The sequence below is a fragment of the Mesorhizobium sp. P2_B5 genome (genome assembly GCF_056404775.1).
Genome location: NZ_JBFUDJ010000002.1, coordinates 532,529 through 554,023 on the forward strand (window position 1 = coordinate 532,529; position 21,495 = coordinate 554,023).

General features: G+C 63.1%; 24 protein-coding genes. 11 read left to right on the forward strand and 13 right to left on the reverse strand.

Annotated elements, in window-relative coordinates; translation table 11 throughout:
• Positions 1-124: 124 nt before the first annotated feature.
• Both tsaA and AC1D1N_RS09105 read left to right on the forward strand, forming a co-directional pair.
• On the forward strand, positions 125-634 hold the full coding sequence (gene tsaA, locus AC1D1N_RS09100; RefSeq protein WP_477348020.1) for a tRNA (N6-threonylcarbamoyladenosine(37)-N6)-methyltransferase TrmO: 510 nt from the start codon (positions 125-127) through the stop codon (positions 632-634).
• Positions 631-945, forward strand: coding sequence for a DUF2293 domain-containing protein (locus AC1D1N_RS09105; RefSeq protein ID WP_436260645.1), 315 nt, complete (start codon positions 631-633; stop codon positions 943-945). Before tsaA ends, AC1D1N_RS09105 begins: the two co-directional genes overlap by 4 nt.
• Before the next feature lie 60 nt (positions 946-1,005).
• On the opposite strand, the gene AC1D1N_RS09110 is transcribed toward AC1D1N_RS09105, so the two are convergent.
• The gene (locus tag AC1D1N_RS09110) at positions 1,006-1,512 is read right to left on the reverse strand and encodes a hypothetical protein (RefSeq protein ID WP_436260646.1); all 507 of its coding nucleotides are present in this window, start codon (positions 1,510-1,512) and stop codon (positions 1,006-1,008) included.
• A gap of 154 nt (positions 1,513-1,666) precedes the next feature.
• On the opposite strand from AC1D1N_RS09110, the gene AC1D1N_RS09115 reads away from it, so the two are divergent.
• Positions 1,667-2,629, forward strand: a complete 963-nt coding sequence (locus AC1D1N_RS09115; RefSeq protein ID WP_436260647.1) for a D-amino acid aminotransferase — start codon at positions 1,667-1,669, stop codon at positions 2,627-2,629.
• Positions 2,630-2,780: 151 nt separating this feature from the next.
• Entirely contained in the window at positions 2,781-3,623 is an 843-nt protein-coding gene (locus tag AC1D1N_RS09120) for an SDR family oxidoreductase (RefSeq protein ID WP_436260648.1), read from the forward strand.
• A 60-nt stretch (positions 3,624-3,683) separates the two neighbouring features.
• Here the strand turns inward: AC1D1N_RS09120 and AC1D1N_RS09125 are convergent, their stop codons facing one another.
• Both AC1D1N_RS09125 and AC1D1N_RS09130 read right to left on the reverse strand, forming a co-directional pair.
• Positions 3,684-4,322, reverse strand: coding sequence for an MOSC domain-containing protein (locus tag AC1D1N_RS09125; RefSeq protein ID WP_436260649.1), 639 nt, complete (start codon positions 4,320-4,322; stop codon positions 3,684-3,686).
• Complete coding sequence (locus AC1D1N_RS09130) at positions 4,276-5,067, reverse strand: TetR/AcrR family transcriptional regulator (RefSeq protein ID WP_477348023.1); 792 nt, start codon at positions 5,065-5,067, stop codon at positions 4,276-4,278. The genes AC1D1N_RS09125 and AC1D1N_RS09130 overlap by 47 nt, the downstream gene beginning before the upstream one ends.
• Here AC1D1N_RS09130 and AC1D1N_RS09135 point away from each other — a divergent pair.
• The 3 genes from AC1D1N_RS09135 (at position 5,060) to AC1D1N_RS09145 (ending at position 6,580) form a co-directional block, all read left to right on the forward strand.
• Positions 5,060-5,482 (forward strand): hypothetical protein, encoded by a 423-nt coding sequence (locus AC1D1N_RS09135; RefSeq protein WP_477348025.1) that lies wholly within the window; start codon positions 5,060-5,062, stop codon positions 5,480-5,482. The genes AC1D1N_RS09130 and AC1D1N_RS09135 overlap by 8 nt on opposite strands.
• A gap of 31 nt (positions 5,483-5,513) precedes the next feature.
• Positions 5,514-5,906 (forward strand): VOC family protein, encoded by a 393-nt coding sequence (locus AC1D1N_RS09140; RefSeq protein WP_477348027.1) that lies wholly within the window; start codon positions 5,514-5,516, stop codon positions 5,904-5,906.
• A gap of 107 nt (positions 5,907-6,013) precedes the next feature.
• A complete protein-coding gene (locus AC1D1N_RS09145) occupies positions 6,014-6,580 on the forward strand; it encodes a methyltransferase family protein (protein ID WP_477348029.1) in 567 nt (188 codons plus the stop codon).
• On the opposite strand, the gene AC1D1N_RS09150 is transcribed toward AC1D1N_RS09145, so the two are convergent.
• The 5 genes from AC1D1N_RS09150 to AC1D1N_RS09170 all read right to left on the reverse strand — a co-directional run bounded on the left by AC1D1N_RS09150 (position 6,581) and on the right by AC1D1N_RS09170 (position 11,800).
• Positions 6,581-7,702 carry a beta-ketoacyl-ACP synthase III gene (locus AC1D1N_RS09150; protein ID WP_436262023.1) on the reverse strand — a complete coding sequence of 374 codons (1,122 nt, stop codon included), beginning with the start codon at positions 7,700-7,702 and terminating at the stop codon, positions 6,581-6,583.
• Positions 7,703-7,832: 130 nt separating this feature from the next.
• Positions 7,833-8,603, reverse strand: coding sequence for a trans-aconitate 2-methyltransferase (tam, locus tag AC1D1N_RS09155; protein ID WP_477348031.1), 771 nt, complete (start codon positions 8,601-8,603; stop codon positions 7,833-7,835).
• A gap of 47 nt (positions 8,604-8,650) precedes the next feature.
• A complete protein-coding gene (ettA, locus tag AC1D1N_RS09160; RefSeq protein WP_112560345.1) occupies positions 8,651-10,300 on the reverse strand; it encodes an energy-dependent translational throttle protein EttA in 1,650 nt (549 codons plus the stop codon).
• A 162-nt stretch (positions 10,301-10,462) separates the two neighbouring features.
• Positions 10,463-10,714: a hypothetical protein gene (locus AC1D1N_RS09165; RefSeq protein ID WP_477348033.1), complete on the reverse strand. Its 252-nt coding sequence runs from the start codon at positions 10,712-10,714 to the stop codon at positions 10,463-10,465.
• A 78-nt stretch (positions 10,715-10,792) separates the two neighbouring features.
• Positions 10,793-11,800, reverse strand: coding sequence for a ribonuclease T2 family protein (locus AC1D1N_RS09170; protein ID WP_477348035.1), 1,008 nt, complete (start codon positions 11,798-11,800; stop codon positions 10,793-10,795).
• Positions 11,801-11,970: 170 nt separating this feature from the next.
• Here AC1D1N_RS09170 and AC1D1N_RS09175 point away from each other — a divergent pair, with 170 nt between their 5' ends.
• The 3 genes from AC1D1N_RS09175 (at position 11,971) to AC1D1N_RS09185 (ending at position 15,806) form a co-directional block, all read left to right on the forward strand.
• Positions 11,971-12,903, forward strand: a complete 933-nt coding sequence (locus AC1D1N_RS09175; RefSeq protein ID WP_477348037.1) for an alpha/beta fold hydrolase — start codon at positions 11,971-11,973, stop codon at positions 12,901-12,903.
• Between the two features lie 81 nt (positions 12,904-12,984).
• A complete protein-coding gene (locus AC1D1N_RS09180; protein WP_477348039.1) occupies positions 12,985-14,160 on the forward strand; it encodes a CaiB/BaiF CoA transferase family protein in 1,176 nt (391 codons plus the stop codon).
• On the forward strand, positions 14,157-15,806 hold the full coding sequence (locus AC1D1N_RS09185; protein ID WP_477348041.1) for a thiamine pyrophosphate-binding protein: 1,650 nt from the start codon (positions 14,157-14,159) through the stop codon (positions 15,804-15,806). Before AC1D1N_RS09180 ends, AC1D1N_RS09185 begins: the two co-directional genes overlap by 4 nt.
• Positions 15,807-15,854: 48 nt before the next feature.
• Here AC1D1N_RS09185 and AC1D1N_RS09190 read toward each other — a convergent pair whose 3' ends face one another.
• A complete protein-coding gene (locus AC1D1N_RS09190) occupies positions 15,855-16,298 on the reverse strand; it encodes a CHRD domain-containing protein (protein ID WP_477348042.1) in 444 nt (147 codons plus the stop codon).
• A 166-nt stretch (positions 16,299-16,464) separates the two neighbouring features.
• Positions 16,465-17,748, reverse strand: coding sequence for a cystathionine gamma-synthase family protein (locus AC1D1N_RS09195; RefSeq protein ID WP_477348044.1), 1,284 nt, complete (start codon positions 17,746-17,748; stop codon positions 16,465-16,467).
• 123 nt (positions 17,749-17,871) lie between these two features.
• Between AC1D1N_RS09195 and AC1D1N_RS09200 the strand changes: the two genes are divergently transcribed.
• Positions 17,872-18,330, forward strand: coding sequence for an Lrp/AsnC family transcriptional regulator (locus AC1D1N_RS09200; RefSeq protein WP_112560478.1), 459 nt, complete (start codon positions 17,872-17,874; stop codon positions 18,328-18,330).
• A 123-nt stretch (positions 18,331-18,453) separates the two neighbouring features.
• On the opposite strand, the gene AC1D1N_RS09205 is transcribed toward AC1D1N_RS09200, so the two are convergent.
• Genes AC1D1N_RS09205 through AC1D1N_RS09215 form a run of 3 tightly spaced genes read right to left on the reverse strand, consistent with a single transcriptional unit; the run spans position 18,454 to position 21,494 of the window.
• Positions 18,454-19,425: an ABC transporter substrate-binding protein gene (locus AC1D1N_RS09205; RefSeq protein WP_192258496.1), complete on the reverse strand. Its 972-nt coding sequence runs from the start codon at positions 19,423-19,425 to the stop codon at positions 18,454-18,456.
• 39 nt (positions 19,426-19,464) lie between these two features.
• A complete protein-coding gene (locus tag AC1D1N_RS09210; RefSeq protein WP_477348046.1) occupies positions 19,465-20,619 on the reverse strand; it encodes an ABC transporter permease in 1,155 nt (384 codons plus the stop codon).
• A complete protein-coding gene (locus AC1D1N_RS09215) occupies positions 20,616-21,494 on the reverse strand; it encodes an ABC transporter permease (protein ID WP_477348048.1) in 879 nt (292 codons plus the stop codon). Before AC1D1N_RS09215 ends, AC1D1N_RS09210 begins: the two co-directional genes overlap by 4 nt.
• Between the last annotated feature and the right edge of the window lies 1 nt (position 21,495).

A 21,495-nucleotide genomic window follows, 5' to 3' on the forward strand; every position in this document is an offset into this window, starting at 1 on the left:
GCTTTAACGACATGGCAAGACCTATGTCGCTTCCTGACAAGAAAATGCCGCACGTGTGATCCCCATGCCCGGAAAGCGCTTTTCCGTCACGATCGACTGGAAACCTGTGCTAGAGGCGAAAGCCATGTTCGAGACGCGCGACGGCGAAAAGCTCCTGCAGTCAGACCCGGCTGACATGCCGCCGGATGGCCACATCGTGTTCATCGGCCGCATCGCCTCGCCATGGACATCGCGGGAAAGCTGCCCGAAGAACATGCGCGCGGCCCGCGAGACGGGACAGGCGGCGACGGTTGTCATCGACCCACCCTATCGCGAGGGCCTGCTTGCGCTGGAGCGCGCCAGCCACATCATCATCCTGTCCTGGCTGCATCACGCACTGCGGGGACTGATTGTCCAGAAACCCCGCCATGCGGCTGAACCGAAAGGCGTTTTCTCGTTGCGCTCCCCGGCCCGGCCGAACCCGATCGGACTCCACGTAGCCAAGCTGACCGCCGTCGACATCGATACAGGCCGCATCGATATCGACGCCATCGATGTGCTCGACGGCACGCCGGTGATCGACATCAAACCCTATTTCGCCTCGACCGATGCCTTTGCCGGGGCAGCAACCATTGCCGGGCGCGACGAGACATGACCGCGCCCACCGGCCGCCGCCGCGCCATCGCCAAGGCGCTGACCGCGCTGCTGCCGCTGGCGCCCTATGCCGACATGGAGAAAATCCGCGCCGAGGCTGGTGCGGTGCATATGAAGACGCTGCCGCCGAGCATTGCCGTATGGCTGGCGACGATCGCCCATATCAGGCACGGCCATACCGACTATGAGAAACTGCTGGCCGAGGGCTATGATCGCGACTCGGCGCGGTTCTTCGTCATCGAGCAGACCAACATGGTGCTGACCCGCTGGCGCGCCACCCGCCTGCTCGATGCCGACGACGAAGAGGAATGACTGTTTTTGTGCATGTCGTTCTCTCAAAACCGGGACCACTTTTGAGCGACATGCATTAGGCTACTGCCGGCTCAGCACGGCAACGGCGTTGTAGGGCTGGCCGTCGGCCTGGCCAACCCAGGTCCAGGAGAGGTTTCCCTTGAAGAACCGGACCGTGATGCCGCCACCATCGATGCACTTGTCCTGGCCGTAGGTGATGTTTTCCCTGTATTCCGCCGAACTCTCGTCCCTGGAAATCTGGGTCAGGGATCCTCCACAGCCGAGCGAAGGATAATCGATCGACGCAGCGCCATCGCCGATGGTCATCGTGATCGCCCAGTCGGCGCCGGCAGCCCCTGCCGGGCTCTGATGGCCGCTGCCGGTCCAGATGCCGTTGAGCCCCGTCGCATTGACCACGCAAGGCACGTTCTGGAAGATCGGCGTCAGCTCGCTGCCCGTCTTTTCGCAGCGATAGGTCTGGCCGTTCTGGCACAGTTCCTCGCCCTCGCGCGCGCACTGCGCAAAGGCCTCGCCGGTGACGAAGACGAGGAAAACTGCAAAGATGATGGTCTGAAAGAATCTGCCCATGTTGCCCCCTCCCGGCCGGACATTTTCAAGGCTGACCATAGGGCAAATCGAATGTGCTACCTAGGACAAACAGCGCTGCCCGGGTGGCCCTATGCCGTCGACTGAAGGCCGCTAGCCTGATCATGCCCGCATTGAGCCGAAGGGACCAATCGCCATGAACCGAAGCGCAGCAGCAGGTAGCATTGCGCCATTGCCGACCCTGTCCGAGCGCCATATCGATCCGCATTCCTATCCCGACGGCGTCGCCTTTCTCGACGGCCAGTATCTGCCGATGTCGCAGGCGAAAATCTCGGTGCTGGACTGGGGATTTCTGCATTCCGACGCCACCTACGACACCGTGCATGTCTGGGACGGCAGCTTCTTCCGCCTCGACCTGCATCTCGACCGCTTCTTCGCCAGCTTGCAGAAACTGCGCATGACGGTCCCGTTCGACCGCGACGGGGTGAGCGAAATCCTGCACAATTGCGTGGCGCTCTCGGGCCACCGCGCCGCCTATGTCGAGATGCTGTGCACGCGCGGCGCTTCGCCGACCTTCAGCCGCGATCCGCGCCAGGCGATCAACCGCTTCATGGCATTTGCCGTGCCGTTCGGTTCGGTCGCCAATGCCGAGCAGTTGCGGCGTGGACTGCATGTCGCCATCAGCGACAAGGTGCGCATTCCGCCGGCCTCGATCGACCCGGCGATCAAGAACTACCACTGGCTCGACCTGGTGCGCGGCCTCTACGATGCCTATGACCGTGGCGGCGAGACGGCGCTGGTCCTCGACATCAACGGCAATGTCGCCGAAGGTCCCGGCTTCAACGTGTTCTGCGTCAAGGATGGCAGCCTGTCGACGCCGGCCATTGGCGTGCTGCCCGGCATCACCAGGCGCACTGTCTTCGATCTCTGCGCCGACGCCGGCCTTGCCGCCACGGCCGTCGATGTCAGCGTCGCCGCGCTGAAGGCTGCCGACGAAGTCTTCATCACCTCCACCGCCGGCGGCATCATGCCGGTGACGATGATCGACGGCATGCCAATCGCCGACGGCAAGGTCGGGCCGTTTACCAGCCGGCTGATGGCGCTCTACTGGCAAAAGCATGACGACCCGGCCTGGTCGAGCCCGGTGCGCTACCCCTGACCAGACAAGCGCCTTGCTCAATCGGACGGTCGGGGCAAAAAGATTCCTCCTCGCCTCTGGAAAATCGCGCGATGCGCCGTATATGGCAAAAACGGAGAAGCCTCCGTTTCCATCCCCAATTCACGGCCCGCATGGGCAAGGACACCACATCATGACATCAAAGGTTTGGTTCATCACCGGATCGTCGAAAGGTTTTGGCCGCGTCTGGGCCGAGGCAGCGCTCGCCCGTGGCGACCGTGTCGCCGCAACCGCCCGCGATGCCGGCACGCTCGCCGATCTCGTCGCAAAATACGGCGACAACATCGCCGCGATAAAGCTCGACGTCACCGACAAGAAGGCCGTCGATGCGGCAGTAGCCGAGGCGCACAAGCGCTTTGGCCGGCTCGACGTCGTCATCAACAATGCCGGCTATGGCCATTTTGGCGCCATCGAGGAAGTCAGCGAGCAGGAAGCCCGCGACCAGATCGAGACCAACGTCTTCGGCGCGCTCTGGGTCACCCAGGCGGCGCTGCCGATCATGCGGGCGCAGCGTTCCGGCCACATCATCCAGATCTCGTCGATTGGCGGCGTCAACGCCTTTGCCTCGCTTGGCCTCTACCACGCCTCCAAATGGGCGCTCGAAGCCTTCAGCCAGTCGCTCAGCCTGGAAGTCGCTGAGTTCGGCATTCATGTGACGCTGGTCGAGCCGGGCGGCTTCTCGACCGACTGGTCCGGTGCCTCGGCCAAGACCTCGAAAGCGATCGAGGCCTATGCACCCGCCCGCGCCGCCATGGCCGAGCGCCGCAGCCGCGCCGTGGCCGGCGATCCCGAGGCCACCGGACCGGCAATGCTCGAAATCGTCGACGCGGCCGAGCCGCCGCTGCGCGTGTTCTTCGGCGACGGCGGTCTGCCGATGATCAAGCAGGAATATGCCAACCGCATCGCGCTCTGGGAAAAGTGGGACCACGTTTCCATCGAGGCGCAGGGCGCGAAGAAGAACCGCAAGGCGGCCTGAACATTCTGTTAAATCCGGTTGCGCCGTCCCGGCGGCGCAGCCGGCTCTCGCATCGTAGAGCTACGGTCGATAAATCCACTGCTCCGGCACGCGCACCGAGATCTCTTCGCCGACCGTGATGCTGCCCGGTTTCTCGACCCAGGCAACCAGGCCGCGCAACCGCTTCGCCGCCTTCGGGAAGGCCAGCGCGCCCGTCTCGTGATCGGCCATCCCCGCATTTTCGGCGACCGAACGCCCGGCAAGGCGGCAAGGCCCATTCTGCGCATCGACCTTGATCGTTACCCCGCCTTTGAAGAACAGCAGCGTGCCTGAAGGCAACATCGAGAGATGCGGAACGCCCTCGATTAGCAGATTGGCGCCTATCCATTCCGGCTTGATCTCGGCTAGCCCCATCCGTCCGGCAACGATGGCCAGTTCGTCCGCCGCCACGATCGACAACTGTCGCTCGTTGCGCATTTCGGTGCCGCGTGGATACCATGGCTCGCGCCCGCCGGAGCAACGCGTGGCGCCAGCGTGGAAGTCGCCTGATATTCCGTCGAAGCCAAGCTGCAATGCTTCCACCGGGCGCGTCTGAAAATGATCTGATGGCGCGACGTAGAGTGCCGCCACCTTGGCGGCCAGCTTCCTGGCCGGGATGATTTCGACCGGCTTCTCAGCTTCGGGGAAAAGGTCCAGCGTGGTGTCCTGTCTCTGAATCATGCCCTTGGTTTTGCCTCCCGAGCGGCAAGGCCGCAAGAGCGGTTTCGGCCAAAGCCCGCAGCTCTTCGACCGAAGCGCCGTCCCGCGCCTGGATCGACATGCCGTTCATGGTCCCGGCCAGGTATTTGGCGAAGCCCTCAACGGAAATTCCTTCCGGCAAGTCACCTTTTGTCTTGCCCTCCGCCAGCCGTCCAGCGATCGCCGCTTCGCTCGCCTTGCGATACGTCTTGAGTTCATCGGCAATGGCTTGCGCCTGCGGCGAAGTCGCCAACGCACCGCTGACGAACAGGCAGCCACCGGGCTTGCCGGGCTTGGAATAGGCCTCCGCTGCCCCGAGCAGCAACCGCCGGATGGCCTCCCCCGTCGACACCGGTGCGCTCAGCGCCTCCAGCGCAAAGCCGATCTCTGTCTGGTGGTAGCGCTCAAGCGCCTTGCGGAACAAAGTCTCCTTGTCGGTGAAGGCATTGTAGATCTGCGGCGGCGTCAGCCCCATCGCCTCGCGCAGCATGGTGAGCGACGTCGCCTCGTAGCCATGCTCCCAGAACAGATGCATCGCCGCATCCAGTGCCCGGTCGGGGTCGAAGGCACGCGGCCGGCCGCCACGCGGCTTTTCCAAATCATCCATAGCGATCGTTACGAAACCTGTTGACTCGTTCTCCCTCCATAACGTAACAATCGATACGAAACATGGCAAGAAGCAACTGCAGTCCATGCGATCTCCAGGAGAGGATAGAAAAATGCCCATCACCGTAACCGCACCGCAAGGCGTACTGACCCCGGCCGGAGAGCGCGAGATCCTGCCGCGTCTCAGCGCCGCCCTGATCGAAGCGTCCGGCGCCAACGGCAATGCGTTCTTCACCGCGATCGTCGGCGGTACTGTCCACATCCTGCCGCCGCACCACATCTTTGCCGGCGGTGCCAATCGGCCTGTCGTCATGGTCGAGTTGAAATTGCCCAACATTGGCCTCGGCTCGCTTGAAGCCCGCAGCGCTTTCATCACCGCTGCCGCCAGCATCGTTGCCGAGCTTTGCATCCCCGGTCACAAGCCCGAAAACACCTGGATCAACATCGTCAATGCGCCCGACGGTGGCTGGGGCATCGGCGACAGGCAGTTTACCGGCGACGCGCTGATCGCAGCCGCAACCGCCGCCGCGCATTGACATGGCAAGCGCAACGACCAGGAACAACCCGATGCGGCTCTCCCCTTCGCTGTTCTTCACCACCAATTGCGAACCGGCGCTGGCCTTCTACGAACAGTGTGGGCTTGGCCGGGGAACGGTCCTGCTGCGCTGGGGCGACAACGGCATGCCGGTGCCAACCGAAGCCATGCGGGGAAAGGTGCTGCATGCGCGCTTCGAAGGTCCGGGCGTGCTGTTTCATGCCTCGGACAATGACGATGCGGAGCCGATGAAAGGCTCCGCTTTGATGCTGAAGTTCGACGACCAGGCCAAAATGCGGGAGCTTTTCGACCGCATGGCCTCGGGCGGCCGGATCACTGTACCGCTGGCACGGCAATATTGGGGAACCAGCTTCGGCATGCTGGTAGACGCATTTGGCGTGCAGTGGATGTTCTCGGGTGAATGAGCGTGGATCACGATCGTCTTACCTGAAAGCGGCACCGGTCCCGTATTGCGCCGCATTGCCGCCGTGCTGCGCCGGCTTCATTGTGAGACAGTCGGTGGAGGTCTCCCATGCGTCCCGGTACGGCGATCGCATTGCTCTGGCTGATCTGGGTCGTGTCCTGGTTTCTAGCCGCCTTTTGGTCCGACCCCGTGCAAAAGCGCGCCGGCATCCAGGCGGAGTTTCGCTATCGCGCTTTGTGGATGATCGGCGCGGTGCTGCTGTTCATTCCCGCGCATGGCTATTCCGGCCGGCTGCGGTTCTGGTTTCCGACCCTTGCCGAAGCGTGGATCTGCGTCGGGATCATTGCCGTTGGCCTGTTGTTCACCTGGTGGGCGCGGCTGCATCTCGGCCGCCTCTGGTCGGCTTCGGTCACGGCGAAGGCCCAACACCGTGTCATCGACACCGGCCCCTACGGGCTGGTCCGCCATCCGATCTACACTGGACTGCTCTTGGCAATCCTGGCCACCATGGCGGCCAAGGGCACGGTCTGGGGCATCGCCGGCGCGGTCTTTCTCACCGTTGGCATCGTCGTCAAGGCTAAGCTTGAGGAGCGTTTTTTGCGCGGCGAACTGGGCAGCGCCTATGACGACTATGCCCGCCGGGTGCCGATGCTGGTGCCGTTCACCCCATCCTGACTACAGCATTCTGAGCAGCGCGCCACCAATCGAGTAGCCGGCGCCGAAGGCGCACAGCACGCCGAAATCGCCGGGCTTCATGTCGGCGTGGTTTTCCGAAAGCGCAATGATGGCGCCGGCGCCGGCGGTGTTGCCGAGCCGCTCCAGCACCATCGGCGCGCGGTCATGGTCGACCTCATGGCCGAAAGCCAGCTTCAGGATCATGGCGTTCATCCGCGCATTGGCCTGATGCAGCCAGAAGCGCCGGACGGCTTGCGGCGTCAGCCCGTGCTCGGCGAGGAATTCGACGATGAATTTGTGGCCGGCGACGGTGACTTCCTTGAACACCTTGTTGCCGACCTGTTTGATCAAATTGCCTTCGAGGCTGATCATGTAAGGATCGTCCTGGGCAGTGCGGGTGTGGTAGCCCAGATTGGTGCGGATGTTGTTCGACATCTGCGTCCAGGTGCGCGTGTCCAGCACTTCGAAGCGTCCCGGCCGTTTCTCGCCCTTGGCCAGCCCTTCGACCACCATCGCCACCGACGCGTCGCCGAAGATGAAATGCGTCTGCCGGTCGCGAAAATTGAGATGGCCGGTGATGATCTCCGGCGTGACCACCAGGACGCGTTTGTGCGCCCCCGTCCGCACCAGATTGACCGCGATGTGCAAGGCGGCCGCGGCCGACGAACAGCCGAGGCCCATGTCGAACCCGGCGCCGTTGGTGCCCAGCGCCTCCTGCATTTCGATGGCGATCGCCGGATAGGGCCGCTGCTGGTGCGAGGCCGAGCAGATCACCAGGTCGATATCGGACGGTTTCAACCCTGCATGGTCGAGTGCTTTTTTTGCCGAGGCGACGCCGAACTCGGCCTGCAGCGAAAGCGCATCGTCGGGCCGGGCCGGGATGCGCGGCGCCATCCGGGTCGGATCGAGAATGCCTTCACGCTCGATGACATGGCGGGTCTGGACGCCCGAGGCGTGGACAATGAAGGCGCTGTCGGATTTCTGCAGCAGCGGCTCATCAGTGCCTTGGCGGCGCGCGTTCTCCATGTCGACCCAAGCATTGAAGCTGGCGACCAGTTCTTCATTGGTGATCTTGCCTTCAGGGATTTCAACGCCGATGCCGCTGATGATGACGCGATGCATATCCAGTCCGTTCATGCGCAGGCGTTGTCGTCCTCATGTGGGCGACGAAGAGGCGCGACGCAACACTTTTCTCACCCGGCCGGTTTACGCCGGCTTAAGCCGAGGACATTGGCCGGCATTCACCAGAGCGCTAACCCGCCAGCTTGGCGACGATGAAGATGCGCGGGAAGCGCAGCAACACCTTGCCGTTCGCCGTCTTCGGGTAGGCCTTGGCGATCTTCGCCGTGTAGCTCTCAAGAAACACTTTGCGCTCGTCGGCGTCCAGCGGATCGAGAAAGGGCTTCAACCCGGTCGACTTCACCCATTCGACGATCGCTTCGGCGTCGGCCAGCGGATGATTGTAGGCCGTATGCCAGATATCCACCCGGTCGGAGAGCGGCGACAAGAGATCATAGTAGAATGACACCGGCGGCAACGGCCCGCGCGCCGCACCCGCCATCTTGGCAGTGAACGGCATTTCGGCCGCGGTCTCGCGCATCAGCTGATGCGAGGGCTCAAGCAGATTGTCGGGCATCTGGACGGCGAGCGCGCCGCCGGGCGCTAGAAAGCCCATCAGCCGCTGGAAGACAGCCGGATGGGTGGGCAGCCACTGGAACACCGCATTGGCAAAGATGACGTTGACCGACTCGGCCGGCTGCCATGTCGAGGCGTCCGCAAGGTCGAAATTGACGCTGGACAGGCGCGCCCTCGCCTTTTCGATCATGTCAGGAGAGGTGTCGAAACCGCTGATCTGCGCATCCGGCCAACGCTCGACCAGCAGCTCGGTCGAATTGCCCGGCCCGCAGCCAATGTCGACCACCCGGCGCGGGAAATCGACCGGCACTTGCGCGACAAGATCGCGCGCCGGCCGCGTGCGCTCATCCTCGAATTTCAGATATTGGGCGGCGGACCAATCAGCCATTTGAGCTCCTCATATCGTCTTGAGAATTCGCCGCCCCGGTTGTTCCCTTACCGCGTCAGCCTCTTGTAGGTCATGCGGTGCGGGTTGACGGCTTCGGGCCCGAGCCGGCGGATCTTGTCCTGCTCGTAGTCCTCGAAATTGCCCTCGAACCATTCGACATGGCTGTCGCCCTCGAAGGCGAGGATGTGCGTCGCCAGACGGTCGAGGAACATACGATCGTGCGAGATGATGACGGCGCAGCCGCCGAAGTTTTCCAGCGCGTCCTCGAGCGCGGCCAACGTTTCCGTGTCAAGATCGTTGGTCGGTTCGTCGAGCAGCAGCACATTGCCGCCGGTCTTCAGCATTTTTGCCAGATGCACGCGGTTGCGCTGGCCGCCGGACAGGTTGCCGACCTTCTGCTGCTGGTCGCCGCCACGGAAGTTGAACGACGCGCAATAGGCGCGCGTGTTGGCCTCGAACTTGCCGAGCTTTACCACTTCGGCGCCGCCCGAGATTTCTTCCCAGACGGTCTTTGACGGATCGAGCGCGTCGCGGCTCTGGTCGACATAGCCGAGCTTGACCGTCTCGCCGACGCGGACCGTGCCGGCGTCCGGCTTTTCCTGGCCGGTGATCATGCGGAACAAAGTCGTCTTGCCGGCGCCGTTGGGGCCGATGACGCCGACAATGCCGCCCGGCGGCAGCTTGAACTCCAGCCCTTCGATCAAGAGCGTGTCGCCGAACCCCTTTGACAGGCCGTCGACCTCGATCACCACATTGCCGAGCCGTTCGCCATGCGGGATGACGATCTGCGTATCTGTCGGACGCCGCTTGTCGGCTGCATCCAAGAGATCCTGGAAGGCCTGGATACGCGCCTTGGACTTGGTCTGGCGGGCCTTGGGGCTCGACTGGATCCACTCGCGCTCGCGGCCGATGGCGCGCTGGCGAGCGTCGTCCTCGCGGCCTTCCTGCTTGAGGCGCTTGGCCTTGGCTTCGAGGTATTTGGTGTAGTTGCCCTCATAGGGAATGCCGCGGCCGCGATCGAGCTCGAGGATCCATCCGGTGACATTGTCGAGGAAGTAGCGATCGTGGGTGATGATCATCACAGCACCCGGATAGGCGCGCAGATGCTTTTCCAGCCACGCCGTGGTTTCGGCGTCGAGATGGTTGGTCGGTTCGTCGAGCAGCAGAAGGTCGGGCTGGCGCAGCAGGAGTTGGCAGAGCGCGACGCGGCGGCGCTCGCCACCCGAAAGCTTGGTGACGTCGGCCTCCTTGGGCGGGCAGCCAAGCGCTTCCATCGCCATCTCGACCTGCTGTTCGAGATCCCACAGGTTCAGCCGGTCCATCTCGTCCTGGAGCTTGGCGGACTCGTCCGCCGTCTCGTCGGAGTAGTTCATCATCAGTTCGTTGTAACGTTCGATGATGGCGGTCTTGGCTGCGACGCCTTCCATGATGTTCTCGAACACCGTCTTGTTCGGGTCGAGCGCCGGCTCCTGCGCCAGGTAGCCGACGGTGGCGCCTTCGGCGAGCCACGCTTCGCCGTTCCACTCCTTGTCGATGCCGGCCATGATCTTGAGGATCGTCGACTTGCCGGCGCCGTTGGGGCCGAGAATGCCGATCTTGGCGTCCGGGTAGAAGGACAGATGAATGTTTTCGAGCACCTTCTTGGTGCCATAGGCCTTGTTGAGGCCGGCCATGTGATAGATGAACTGGCGTGCCACGCGCGCTTTCCCTGACAGTTGACCGAAAATGTCGGATTGAATGGAGGTTGGGCGCTATGTAGGCGATGCCGGGCCGAACGGCAATCGCTTTTGCCATTTCAAGCCAGGTGTACACCGCACGTTAAGTTTCCCGCCGGTCGCAGAGCGCGCTGAAATCTCCGGTTAACCCTTCAGATCAAAACAGGATCGATCGCTGGCTTTCCGCGATTTCGAGAAAGAGAGATCGGACCGACGGCAGTGCTGAACAGTTTCCTGCTCCTTGCCGAAGCTGTGGTCTGCTTCAGCGTCATGGTCACGCATCCGAGCCCATTCGGCGTCCGTATAGGAAAAGCCCGGCCATTCCATGCGGCCGTCCTGGATTGCGATCATTCCCCTGGCCCAGAAGGCCAGCCGCGCCAGCGCGCCTGAAGTCATGCCACTCATCGCAACCCCCGTCGCATGAAATGCGTCAGACCATATCACCGCGTCACTGCCAAGCGACAGGCGGATATCCTACTGGAACCCGGCCGCATCGACCGAGCCCTTCGGGCAGCCGGCCTTGGTCGTCGGCGCAGAGGCCAGCATCAGATTGCCCAGCGAACTGTCCGGGCCGATCGGGCCGGTCAGGCCGAGCGTCAGCTCGCCGATCAGCCGCCTGCCGCTTGACGGATCGACCAGGCAGGAGACACGCACCCGCGCCCCGGCCCCGGCACCGAAGGCGCTGTCGAAGGCGCTGCGGATCTGGTCCGAGGTCAGCTGCTTGCCGACATTCTTGGTGAAGAGCTCACGCACCGGCGAGGCATTCACCGCCCGCATCAGGTTCAACGCCTCGGCAAAATACTCCTGCTGGCTCTTGCCGTAGCATGTGCCATGCTTGATCCATTCATGCCGTTCAAGCTTGGAGGCAGTCCCCGGCATCACCTGGTCGAGCTCGGCGCGCGTGTTGGCATCGAGATCGACCGGCGGCAGGTCTGCCCAATGGGCCGGATTATCATTGGCCTTGTCGCTCGCCGGCACCTGGCAATAGAAGTTGCCATTCGGCTGCGGCCACAGCCCGTGCAGCGTGAAATGCGACGCGTCGAAACCGCCGGCTGTCTGCGCCTGGCATTCGGGCTTGCTCGACTTGGTTTCGCAGAAGGCCGGTTGCCAGCTCAGCGCAAAGACATATTCGGGCTTTCCCGAAGCCGCAGGCTTGCCCTGATCGGCGGGCACGGTCGGCTGGGTCGACGCACTACCGCCGGAAACATGGCCACAGCTGATCTTGACCCAGCGGCGTTCCGGATCGGCGCCCGGCACACGGATGAGATAATGCGTCGGCGCATCCTTGTTGCCGGCCAGGAGATCGTAGCTTTGCCCGGCAGTCGTCGAGACATTACCCGGGTTCTTGCCGCTCTTGATCGCCTGCGTTGCCGGACAGGCAGCGTCTGCGACGAAAGAGCCGCTCATCTTGACGTCGGCTCGCGCCATGCCTGCGCTGGCCAGCGCCACCAACACCGCAGCCCATATCGCCGATATCCGCATTCCAGAACTCCTAGCGTTTCATGCCGCAAGCTAGAAACGTACGACATGTCAGAATTACGATTTCTTTCGTCCGCCGCAAAAAACAATCTCCATAAGGTGCGGCTGACGCTTCCCGACCTCCCCTTGACGTCGGTCGCGCCGTCGCCCAACAGTCGCTGAGGGAGCGAGACATGGCATTTGACAGGCAGACGACGCTGGCCTCACCGACCGGGGCCACGCTCAACCTTTATGTGAAGCACGCCAGCGGCCCTCCACGCGCCGTCGCCCAGATCAATCATGGCCTGGCCGAGCACGCCGCGCGCTATGCCCGCTTTGCCGATTACCTCGCGCCGCGCGGCTTTCATGTCTACGTCCACGACCACCGCGGTCACGGCGCGACCAAGGCGCCCGATGCGCCGCTCGGCAGGTTTGCCGGCACCGACGGCTCGGCCAAGGTGGTCGCCGATGTCGACGCCGTTCACGACTTGATCGCAAAGGAGCAGCCCGGCGTGCCGGTCATCCTGTTCGGCCATTCGATGGGCGCGTCGGTGGCGTTGAACTACCTGTTGGCACACTCGCCACGCGTGCACGCCGCCGCGATCTGGAACGGCAATTTCTCGCAAGGCCTGCTTGGTCAGCTTGCGCTCGCCATCCTGGCTTATGAGCGCTTCAGGCTGGGCTCCGACGTCCCCTCGCGTATCTTGCCGAGGCTGACCTTCCAGGCCTGGGGCAAGGCGGTGCCCAACCACAAGACTCTGTTCGACTGGCTGTCGCGCGACGAGGCGGAAGTGGCCAAATACGTCGCCGATCCGCTCTGCGGCTGGGATGCCTCGATCTCGATGTGGCGCGATGTCGTCCAGATGGCGCAGAACGGCGGCAAGGATTCCGGCTTTGCCGGCATAAGACGCGACCTCCCGGTCAGCATCGTCGGCGGCGAAAAAGATCCGGCTTCCGACTATGGCAAGGGCATCGATCATCTCGCCAAACGCATGCGCGCGATGGGCTTTTCGAATCTGCTTTCAAAGGTTTACGCCGACACCCGCCACGAAAGCCTGAACGAAGTGAACCGCGACATCGTCATGGACGATTTTGCCGCCTGGGCCGACAGCGTGCTGAAACGCTGATATCGCTGGCCCAGCGCAAGGCTCGTGACAGCGGCATCCCGGATTGATAGAGGCTGCGGTTCCGACCCGCTCTGGTGATTTATGGCTGAACCTCCACTGAAAGGCGTCCGCGTCGTCGAACTGGCCCGCATCCTGGCCGGGCCATGGGCCGGGCAGTTGCTGGCCGATCTCGGCGCCGATGTCATCAAGGTCGAGAGCCCCGATGGCGGCGACGACACCCGCAAATGGGGGCCGCCCTTCGTCATGAGCCATGACGGCGAGAACCTGTCGGCCGCCTATTACCATTCCTGCAATCGCGGCAAGCGCTCCATCGCCATCGACTTCTCGACGCCTGAGGGTGCTGAAACGATCCGCCGGCTGGTCGCTACCTCGGATGTGCTGATCGAGAACTTCAAGCTCGGCGGGCTCAAGAAATACGGGCTCGATTTTGATAGCCTTAAAGCAATCAATCCCCGACTCGTCTATTGCTCGATCACCGGCTTCGGCCAGGACGGCCCTTACGCGCCACGCGCCGGCTATGATTTCATCATCCAGGCCATGGCCGGCATGATGTCGATCACCGGCGAGGCTGGGCGCGAGCCGCAAAAGGCCGGCGTCGCCATTTCCGATATCTTCACCGGCCTCTATTCGGTGATCGCCATCCAGGCAGCGCTTCGCCATGCCGAAAAGACCGGCGAAGGCCAGCACATCGACATGGCGCTGTTCGACACCCAGATCTCCGCACTCGGCAACCAGAACCTCAACTATCTCGTCTCCGGCAAGTCGCCGGTGCAGATGGGCAATGCGCATATGAACATCGCCCCCTATGAGGTGGTGCCGGTCAGGGACGGCCACATCATCCTGGCAGTCGGCAATGACGGCCAGTTCGGCAAATTCTGCGCCGCCGTCGGGCTCGACCATCTCGCAGCGGATCCCGATTTCGCCACCAACCCGGCCCGCGTCGCCAACCGGGTGAAATTGCGCGAGCACATGATCGAGACGCTGAAGAACTGGGATCGCGACCCGCTGCTGGCGAAACTCGAAGCGGCAAGCGTGCCGGCGAGCCCGATCAACAATATCGGCCAGATGTTCGCCGATCCGCAGACCATTGCACGCGGCATGCGCCTCGACCTCGACGATGGCCATGGCAACCGTTTGCCTTCGGTGCGCGCGCCGATGGTGATGTCCGGCACGCCGCTGGTCTATGAACGCCCCTCGCCGCGCCTTGGCGAACACACTGACGAAATCCTTGCCGAACTGGAGAAATCTGGACGATGAAGACCGGCGGACAACTGATTGTCGACGCACTCGAGGCCAACGGCACCGATCGCATCTTTTGCGTGCCGGGCGAATCCTATCTTGCGGTGCTCGACGCGTTGCATGACTCACCGATCCGCACCATTGTCTGCCGCCAGGAAGGCGGCGCTGCCATGATGGCCGACTGCCAGGGGCGGCTGACCGGCAAGCCCGGCATCTGCTTCGTCACCCGCGGCCCCGGCGCCACCAACGCCTCGGCCGGCATTCACATCGCCATGCAGGATTCGATCCCCGTGATCCTGTTCATCGGCCAGGTCGCCAGCCACGCCAAGGAGCGCGAGGCTTTCCAGGAAGTCGACTACAAGAGGTTCTTCGGCGACATCGCCAAATGGGTCGTCGAGATCGACGATGCCGCGCGCATCCCGGAATTCGTCACCCGCGCCTTCGCTGTGGCAACCTCAGGCCGCCCCGGTCCTGTCGTGATCTCGTTGCCCGAGGACATGCTGACCAGTCTGGTCGAAGCGCCCGCAGCCTTGCCGCACACACCGGTCGAAACGCGGCCGGGCGAGACCGAGCTCGCTGCACTGGAGAAGCAGCTTGGCAAGGCCAAGCGTCCTTTCGTCATCCTCGGCGGCACGCGCTGGAACGAGGAAGCGGTGGCACGCATGCGCACCATTGCCGAGGCCTGGTCGCTGCCGGTCGGTTGTTCCTTCCGCCGCCAGATGCTGTTCGATCATCTCCACCCGAACTATGCCGGCGATGTCGGCATTGGCATCAATCCGAAGCTGGCAACGGCGATCAAGCAGGCCGATCTGGTGCTGCTGATCGGCGGCCGCATGGGCGAGATGCCGTCCTCGGACTATACGCTGCTGAAGAGCCCCTACCCCGACCAGACGCTGGTCCATGTCCACGCCGATGCCGGCGAGCTCGGCCGCGTCTACCGACCGACGCTGGCGATCAACGCTTCGCCCTTGGCTTTCGTCGAAGCTTTTGCCAAGCGCAAGCCGGCTGGCACGCCGTCCTGGGCGGATGAGACAGCGAAGGCGCATGCCGCCTATCTCGACTGGTCGACGCCGCCTGAAAGCGGCCCTGGCCCGGTCCAGATGGGACCGATCATGACCTACCTGGAAAAGGTGCTGCCCGACGACGCCATTCTGACCAACGGCGCCGGCAATTACGCCACCTGGGTACATCGCTTCCACCGCTTCCGCCGCTTCGCCACGCAAGGCGCGCCCACCTCCGGTTCGATGGGCTACGGCACGCCGGCTGCGGTCGCCGCCAAGGCACTTCATCCGGACCGCACCGTGATCGCCTTTGCCGGCGACGGCTGCTTCCTGATGAACGGGCAGGAATTCGCCACCGCTGTCCAGTATGACCTGCCGATCATCGTCATTGTCGTCAACAACGGCATCTACGGCACCATCCGCATGCACCAGGAACGTGACTATCCGGGCCGCGTCGTCGCCACCGACCTAAAGAACCCTGACTTCGCCGCTCTCGCCCGCGCCTATGGCGGCCATGGCGAGACGGTCGAGAAGACGGCCGATTTCGCTCCCGCCTTCGAGCGCGCGCGGGCCAGCGGCAAGCCGGCAATCGTCGAAATCAGGCTCGATCCCGAGGCGATCACGCCGACCCGGACGATGACGCAGATCCGCGACAAGGCGTAGTCCAAAAAAAGAGGCGGTCGCCCGCCCCTTTTGTCGAAGCGGCTTGCGCTACTTCGCCGCCTCGATCTGCCCGCGGATCTCGCCATCCTTGTTCGCGGCAGTGTGGACATTGACGTAATAGTTGCCGGCAGCCAGGTCAGCGGCCTGCGCATCGGTCAATTCGGCCGAGCCCTTGATCGGGCTCTTGAGCTTGCCTTTGAACGGGATGACGGGAGCGGCATTCGCACCCATCGCCGCCGGGCCGTGAATGTGCGCGGCGGTCGCCGGTCCGCTGAGGCCGGAATATTTGACGTTCCAGCTGAGCTTCTTCTTGGTGGTGTCGAACGTCAAGGTAGCGGTGCCTTTGCCCTTGGTGGCGACGGGCGGGCTCTGCTGGCTGCCGTCGAGCGTCGCCTTGTACTTCACCACCTCCGCCATGGCCGGCGACGCGAACAGGAAAGCGGTCGAAATGGCCAGCGCCGAAAGCACTGGCAGGATGGATTGAGTGCGCATGAAGAACCTCCGATTACATGTCGCATGCGTCGCGGCTCCCGCGGCGCGCGCATGCGTCAACCGAAACGGCTGGGCGGCGCAATGTTTCCCGACACACGGTTTTGTGACTGGGAAACAAAAAAGGGAGCGATCGCTCGCCCCCTTTCCAGTTCCAGAAGAGCTGCCGTCAGACGCCGGCCAGCGCTTGCGTCAGGTCGGCGATCAAATCGTCCGGGTGCTCGACGCCGATCGACAGCCTGACCGTGGTCTCCAGCACGCCGATGCGCTGGCGCACGTCGAAGGGAATGCCGGAATGCGTCATCGCCGCCGGGTGGCTGGCAAGCGATTCAGTGCCACCGAGGCTCACCGCCAGCTTGAATATCTGCAATCCGTTGAGAAAGGCGAAGGCCGCCTTCTCTCCGCCTTTGATATCGAACGAGAAGGTCGAGCCGGCGCCGCTGCACTGCGCCTTGTAGGCGCGGCCCGCGGCCGTATCCTCGCCGAGGAACGGCAGATAATGCACCTTCTCGACCTTGGCATGATCGCGCAGGAATTCAGCAACCAGCCGCGCATTGTCGTTGGCCCGCTCCATGCGGATCGACAGCGTCTCCAGCGAGCGGCCGAGCATCCAGCAGGAATGCGGGTCGAGCTGCGTGCCGATGGCGCCGCGCAGCGCCTTGATCGGCTTGGTCACCGCCTTGCTGCCCATGGCCGCACCGGCGATCAGGTCGGAATGGCCGCCGACATATTTGGTCAGTGAATAGACCGAGACATCGGCGCCGTGTTCGATGGGCCGCTGGAACACCGGGCCGAGCAGCGTGTTGTCGCAGACGATGATCGGCGTTGTTCCTTGCTTGGAGCCAATTTCGTCGGCGATCTTCCGGGTCAGCGCGATGTCGACCAGGCTGTTGGTTGGGTTGGACGGCGTCTCAATCAGGATGACCGACACACGGCCCTTCGCAACTGCCGCGTCTGCAGCCGCCCGCACCGCCTTCTCGTCGACGCCATCGGCGAAGCCGACAGCGCCGATGCCGAAGCCGGACAGCGTGCGCGTCAAAAGCGTCTCGGTGCCGCCGTAAAGCGGCTGCGAGTGCAGGATGACATCGCCCGGACGGGCATAGGCGAGCAGCGTCGTCGCGATCGCCGACATCCCTGATGAAAACAGGATGCAGGCATCCGTTCCCTCATAGATCGCCAGCCGGTCCTCGACGATCTCTGAGTTGGGATGGTTGAAGCGCGAATAGACCAGGCCCGACGCCGTGCCGCTCGGCGGTTCCTTGCGGCCGGAGGTATAGTCGAAGAAGTCGCGCCCCTCTTCCGCCGACTTGAACACGAAGGTCGAGGTCAAAAACACCGGCGGCTTGACCGCGCCCTCCGACAGCTGCGGATCGTAGCCGTAGCTCAGCATCAGCGTCTCCGGATGGAGCTTGTGGTTGCCGATATGGGTTTTCGACGGGCGTGGCGCGGTCATGGCTTTTCCTGCGTTCTGGAGGAGTCTCGCGCGGCAATTTATGCGATCCCGATCCACCAGTCCTTGCTATTTTTGGCCCTGCATGGCTGCATCCCCGCAACAAACTGCCAGGAGCGAGCAAAATTGCAGCAGAAGATAGCCGACGATTTCGACCTTAAGATCCTGCGCGAATTGCAGGCCGACGCCCGCATCACCAACAATGAGCTGGCCGAACGCATAGGCCTGTCGCCTTCGCCCTGCCTGCGGCGCGTGCGGCGGCTGGAGGAAGCCGGCATCATCCGGGGCTATACCACGCTGGTTGATCCCTCAGCCTTCGGCTGGAGCATGGTCGCCATCGCTACCGTCAGGCTCAGTCGCCAGAACGAGGACGAGATTGTCATGTTCGAGGAGGCGATCCGGGGCTGGGAAGAGGTGCTGGAATGCCACCTCGTCACCGGTTCGCGCGACTATGTGCTGAAGGTGGTGACCGGCAGCCTCGACCAATACGAGCGCTTCATCAAGGAAAAGATCGCGCGGCTGAAATGCGTCGCCTCGATCGAGACCAGCTTCGTCATGAACACCATAAAGGAACGGCGCCTCTGACAATGCATGTCGCCCAAAAGTGTGCAGCGGTTTTGGGGCAACGACATGCATCAAACAAAGAAAAAGAGCGGTTCTTTCGAACCGCTCTTCGCCGCTCTCAAGATCGAAACGACCTAACCAGGCTTATTTGATCGCCTTGTCGGTGATCGCCGTGGTGTAAGCGCCGGTCGGCGCCTTGGTGATGATCTTTTGGTCGAGCAGCGCCTTGGCGGTGCGCTCGTAGGTCGCCGGATCGAGCTTGCCGTCGGCATTGTCGATCAGCTTGGCGATTTCGCTCATCATCCGCTTCTGGTGGTTCTCGTCCTGGCCGCCATTGTCCATGACGATGCCTGCGGCTTCGTCATTGTTGTCGATGGCATATTTCCAGCCCTTCATCGAGGCGCGCACGAAACGCACCATCTTGTCCTCGAAGGCCGGATCCTTGAGCTTGTCTTCCGAGGCATAGAGCCCGTCTTCGAGCAGGTCGTTGCCCATCGCCGAGTAGTTGAACACGGTCAGCTGTTCCGGCTTGTAGCCGGCGTCGATCAGCTGCCAGTACTCGTTGTAGGTCATGACCGAGATGCAATCCGCCTGCTTCTGGATCAGCGGCTGCACGTCAAAGCTCTGCTTGAGAACGGTGACACCGTCCGGGCCGCCTTCGGTCTTGAGGCCGAGCTTGTTCATCCAGGCGTAGAACGGATACTCGTTGCCGAAGAACCAGACGCCCAGCGTGTGGCCCTTGAAATCGGCTTCGGTCTTGATCGGGCCGTCCTTCGGGCAGACCAGTTCCATGCCGGCCTTCTTGAACGGCTGGGCGATGTTGACCAGCGGCACGCCCTTTTCGCGCGCGGCCAGTGCACCACCCATCCAGTCGACGATGACGTCGGCGCCGCCGCCGGCGATCACCTGCTCCGGCGCGATATCGGGACCGCCCGGCTTGATGTCGACGTCGAGACCTTCGGCCTCATAGAAACCCTTGGCCTTGGCGACATAATAGCCGGCGAACTGGGCCTGCGTGACCCATTTCAGCTGCAAGGTCACCTTGTCGGCGGCCATGGCCTGGAACGCGGCCAGCGACATCGCGCCGGCCAGCAACGGAATGATCAGTCTTTTCATGTTTTTACCCTCTGAAGTTAACACCCAAAACCCACCGCCCTATCCACCACGGACAGAGGGATGCCAAAACGTGACGGCTCTCTCGATAAGCGCGACCACGCCATAAAAGACCGAACCCGCCAGTGCTGCAACTGCGATTTCGGCCCAGACCATGTCGATGTTCATCCGCCCGACCTCGGTCGAGATGCGGAAGCCCATGCCGACGACTGGCGTGCCGAAGAACTCGGCTACGATGGCGCCGATCAGCGCCAGCGTCGAGTTGATCTTCAGCGCGTTGAAAATGAACGGCGCCGCGGCCGGCAGCCGGAGCTTCAACAGCGTCGGCCAGTAGCCCGAGGCATAGGTGCGCATCAGGTCGCGCTCCATATGGCCGGAAGCGGCAAGGCCGGCGACCGTGTTCACCAGCATCGGAAAGAAAGTCATGATGATGACGACGGCCGCCTTGGATGGCCAGTCGAACCCGAACCACATCACCATGATCGGCGCCACACCAATGATCGGCAGCGCCGAGACCATGTTGCCGATCGGCAAGATCCCGCGCCGCAGGAACGGCACGCGGTCGGCCGCGATGGCCACGAGGAAGCCGGCGCCGCTACCGACGACATAGCCGAAGATCACCGCCTTGAAGATGGTCTGCCGCACATCGGCGCCGAGCACCGGCAGGGAACTCGCAATGCGCGCGCCGATGGCGCTCGGCGGCGGCAAAAGGATGAAGGGGACGCCGGCGCCACGCGTCACCGCTTCCCAGATGATCAGGATCCAGGCGCCGAAGATCGCCGGGATGATCAGGCGCAGCGCCATGCGGACACCTTTGGCCATCGGGCGAAGCCCCGACAGCACCGCCACGCAGCGCCAGGCCAGCAGCCAGGCAGCGGCAAGCAGCAGGAAATACGGCGCCAATGCCGTGCCTTCGAAACCTGTAATGCCGGAGATCAGCATCCAGGCGACGAGGTGGGCGCCGACAAACAGCACCACGGCTTCTGCCAGAGACGAAATCCTGAGCATCGAGATCAGCCCCGCCAGCACGGCCAGGCCGATCATCGGGGTCTTTATTCCGAAATAGGGATAGTCGAAGCTCGCCGCCGGATCCGCGAGTGCAGCCGCTTCCGGCTTCGACATTGCGCCGAGCGCCAGAGCGACAAGACACAGGAGAATGGCCAGCATCGCTTGCCAGGATGGCTTCAGCCAGCTCATGCCGGCCTCCCGCCCATGGCGCGGTCGACGAGGCGCCCGGCTATGCCGACCATCATCACCAGAAGTGCCGCCACCACCGAGCCAGCCACAAGTGCGGACCAGATATCGATCGACTGGCTGTAATAAGCACCGGCGAGCAGCTTGGCGCCGATCCCGGCGACAGCACCGGTCGGCAGTTCGCCGACAATGGCGCCGACCAGGCTTGCCGCCACCGCCACCTTCATCGAGGTGAACAGAAACGGCACCGAGGCCGGCACGCGCAACTTCCAGAAGGTCTGCGAAGGACTGGCATTGTAGGTGTGCATCAGGTCGAGATGCATGATCTCGGGCGAACGCAAGCCCTTCACCATGCCGACCGTCACCGGGAAGAACGACAGATAAGTCGATATCATCGCCTTCGGGATGAGACCGGTGATACCGACCGCCGCCAGCACGACGATGATCATCGGCGCCACCGCCAGGATGGGGATGGTCTGCGAGGCGATGATCCACGGCATCAGGCTGCGGTCGAGCGTTGCCACATGGACGATGCCGACGGCGATGATGATGCCGAGCGCGGTGCCGAAGGCAAAGCCGAGCAGCGTCGACGACAGGGTCACCCAGGCATTGTAGACGAGGCTCCGGGTCGAGGTGATCGGCCGCAGAAAGGTGTTCTCGAAGAAATTCACCGCCACCTGATGCGGCGCCGGCAGTGTCGGCTTCGGCTGCGACAACGTCTTGCCGATGAATTCGACGGTGCCGGGGGTTTCATTGGCACGGCGGTCGAGATCACGCTGGAACGGCGCGTTGAGGATCACGGCGAAGACATACCAGAGCACCACCACGCCAGCGAGGATCGATGTCACCGGAACGAGCTTGTCGCGGAAGCTGTCCATC

Excerpts from the sequence above, each read along its gene's own strand:
- tsaA (WP_477348020.1), top strand. The coding sequence starts at position 125 with ATGTTCGAGACGCGCGACGGCGAAAAGCTCCTGCAGTCAGACCCGGCT.
- AC1D1N_RS09105 (WP_436260645.1), top strand. The coding sequence starts at position 631 with ATGACCGCGCCCACCGGCCGCCGCCGCGCCATCGCCAAGGCGCTGACC.
- AC1D1N_RS09110 (WP_436260646.1), bottom strand. The coding sequence starts at position 1,512 with ATGGGCAGATTCTTTCAGACCATCATCTTTGCAGTTTTCCTCGTCTTC.
- AC1D1N_RS09115 (WP_436260647.1), top strand. The coding sequence starts at position 1,667 with ATGAACCGAAGCGCAGCAGCAGGTAGCATTGCGCCATTGCCGACCCTG.
- AC1D1N_RS09120 (WP_436260648.1), top strand. The coding sequence starts at position 2,781 with ATGACATCAAAGGTTTGGTTCATCACCGGATCGTCGAAAGGTTTTGGC.
- AC1D1N_RS09125 (WP_436260649.1), bottom strand. The coding sequence starts at position 4,322 with ATGATTCAGAGACAGGACACCACGCTGGACCTTTTCCCCGAAGCTGAG.
- AC1D1N_RS09135 (WP_477348025.1), top strand. The coding sequence starts at position 5,060 with ATGCCCATCACCGTAACCGCACCGCAAGGCGTACTGACCCCGGCCGGA.
- AC1D1N_RS09130 (WP_477348023.1), bottom strand. The coding sequence starts at position 5,067 with ATGGGCATTTTTCTATCCTCTCCTGGAGATCGCATGGACTGCAGTTGC.
- AC1D1N_RS09140 (WP_477348027.1), top strand. The coding sequence starts at position 5,514 with ATGCGGCTCTCCCCTTCGCTGTTCTTCACCACCAATTGCGAACCGGCG.
- AC1D1N_RS09145 (WP_477348029.1), top strand. The coding sequence starts at position 6,014 with ATGCGTCCCGGTACGGCGATCGCATTGCTCTGGCTGATCTGGGTCGTG.
- AC1D1N_RS09150 (WP_436262023.1), bottom strand. The coding sequence starts at position 7,702 with ATGCATCGCGTCATCATCAGCGGCATCGGCGTTGAAATCCCTGAAGGC.
- tam (WP_477348031.1), bottom strand. The coding sequence starts at position 8,603 with ATGGCTGATTGGTCCGCCGCCCAATATCTGAAATTCGAGGATGAGCGC.
- AC1D1N_RS09165 (WP_477348033.1), bottom strand. The coding sequence starts at position 10,714 with ATGACTTCAGGCGCGCTGGCGCGGCTGGCCTTCTGGGCCAGGGGAATG.
- AC1D1N_RS09170 (WP_477348035.1), bottom strand. The coding sequence starts at position 11,800 with ATGCGGATATCGGCGATATGGGCTGCGGTGTTGGTGGCGCTGGCCAGC.
- AC1D1N_RS09175 (WP_477348037.1), top strand. The coding sequence starts at position 11,971 with ATGGCATTTGACAGGCAGACGACGCTGGCCTCACCGACCGGGGCCACG.
- AC1D1N_RS09180 (WP_477348039.1), top strand. The coding sequence starts at position 12,985 with ATGGCTGAACCTCCACTGAAAGGCGTCCGCGTCGTCGAACTGGCCCGC.
- AC1D1N_RS09185 (WP_477348041.1), top strand. The coding sequence starts at position 14,157 with ATGAAGACCGGCGGACAACTGATTGTCGACGCACTCGAGGCCAACGGC.
- AC1D1N_RS09190 (WP_477348042.1), bottom strand. The coding sequence starts at position 16,298 with ATGCGCACTCAATCCATCCTGCCAGTGCTTTCGGCGCTGGCCATTTCG.
- AC1D1N_RS09195 (WP_477348044.1), bottom strand. The coding sequence starts at position 17,748 with ATGACCGCGCCACGCCCGTCGAAAACCCATATCGGCAACCACAAGCTC.
- AC1D1N_RS09205 (WP_192258496.1), bottom strand. The coding sequence starts at position 19,425 with ATGAAAAGACTGATCATTCCGTTGCTGGCCGGCGCGATGTCGCTGGCC.
- AC1D1N_RS09210 (WP_477348046.1), bottom strand. The coding sequence starts at position 20,619 with ATGAGCTGGCTGAAGCCATCCTGGCAAGCGATGCTGGCCATTCTCCTG.
- AC1D1N_RS09215 (WP_477348048.1), bottom strand. The coding sequence starts at position 21,494 with ATGGACAGCTTCCGCGACAAGCTCGTTCCGGTGACATCGATCCTCGCT.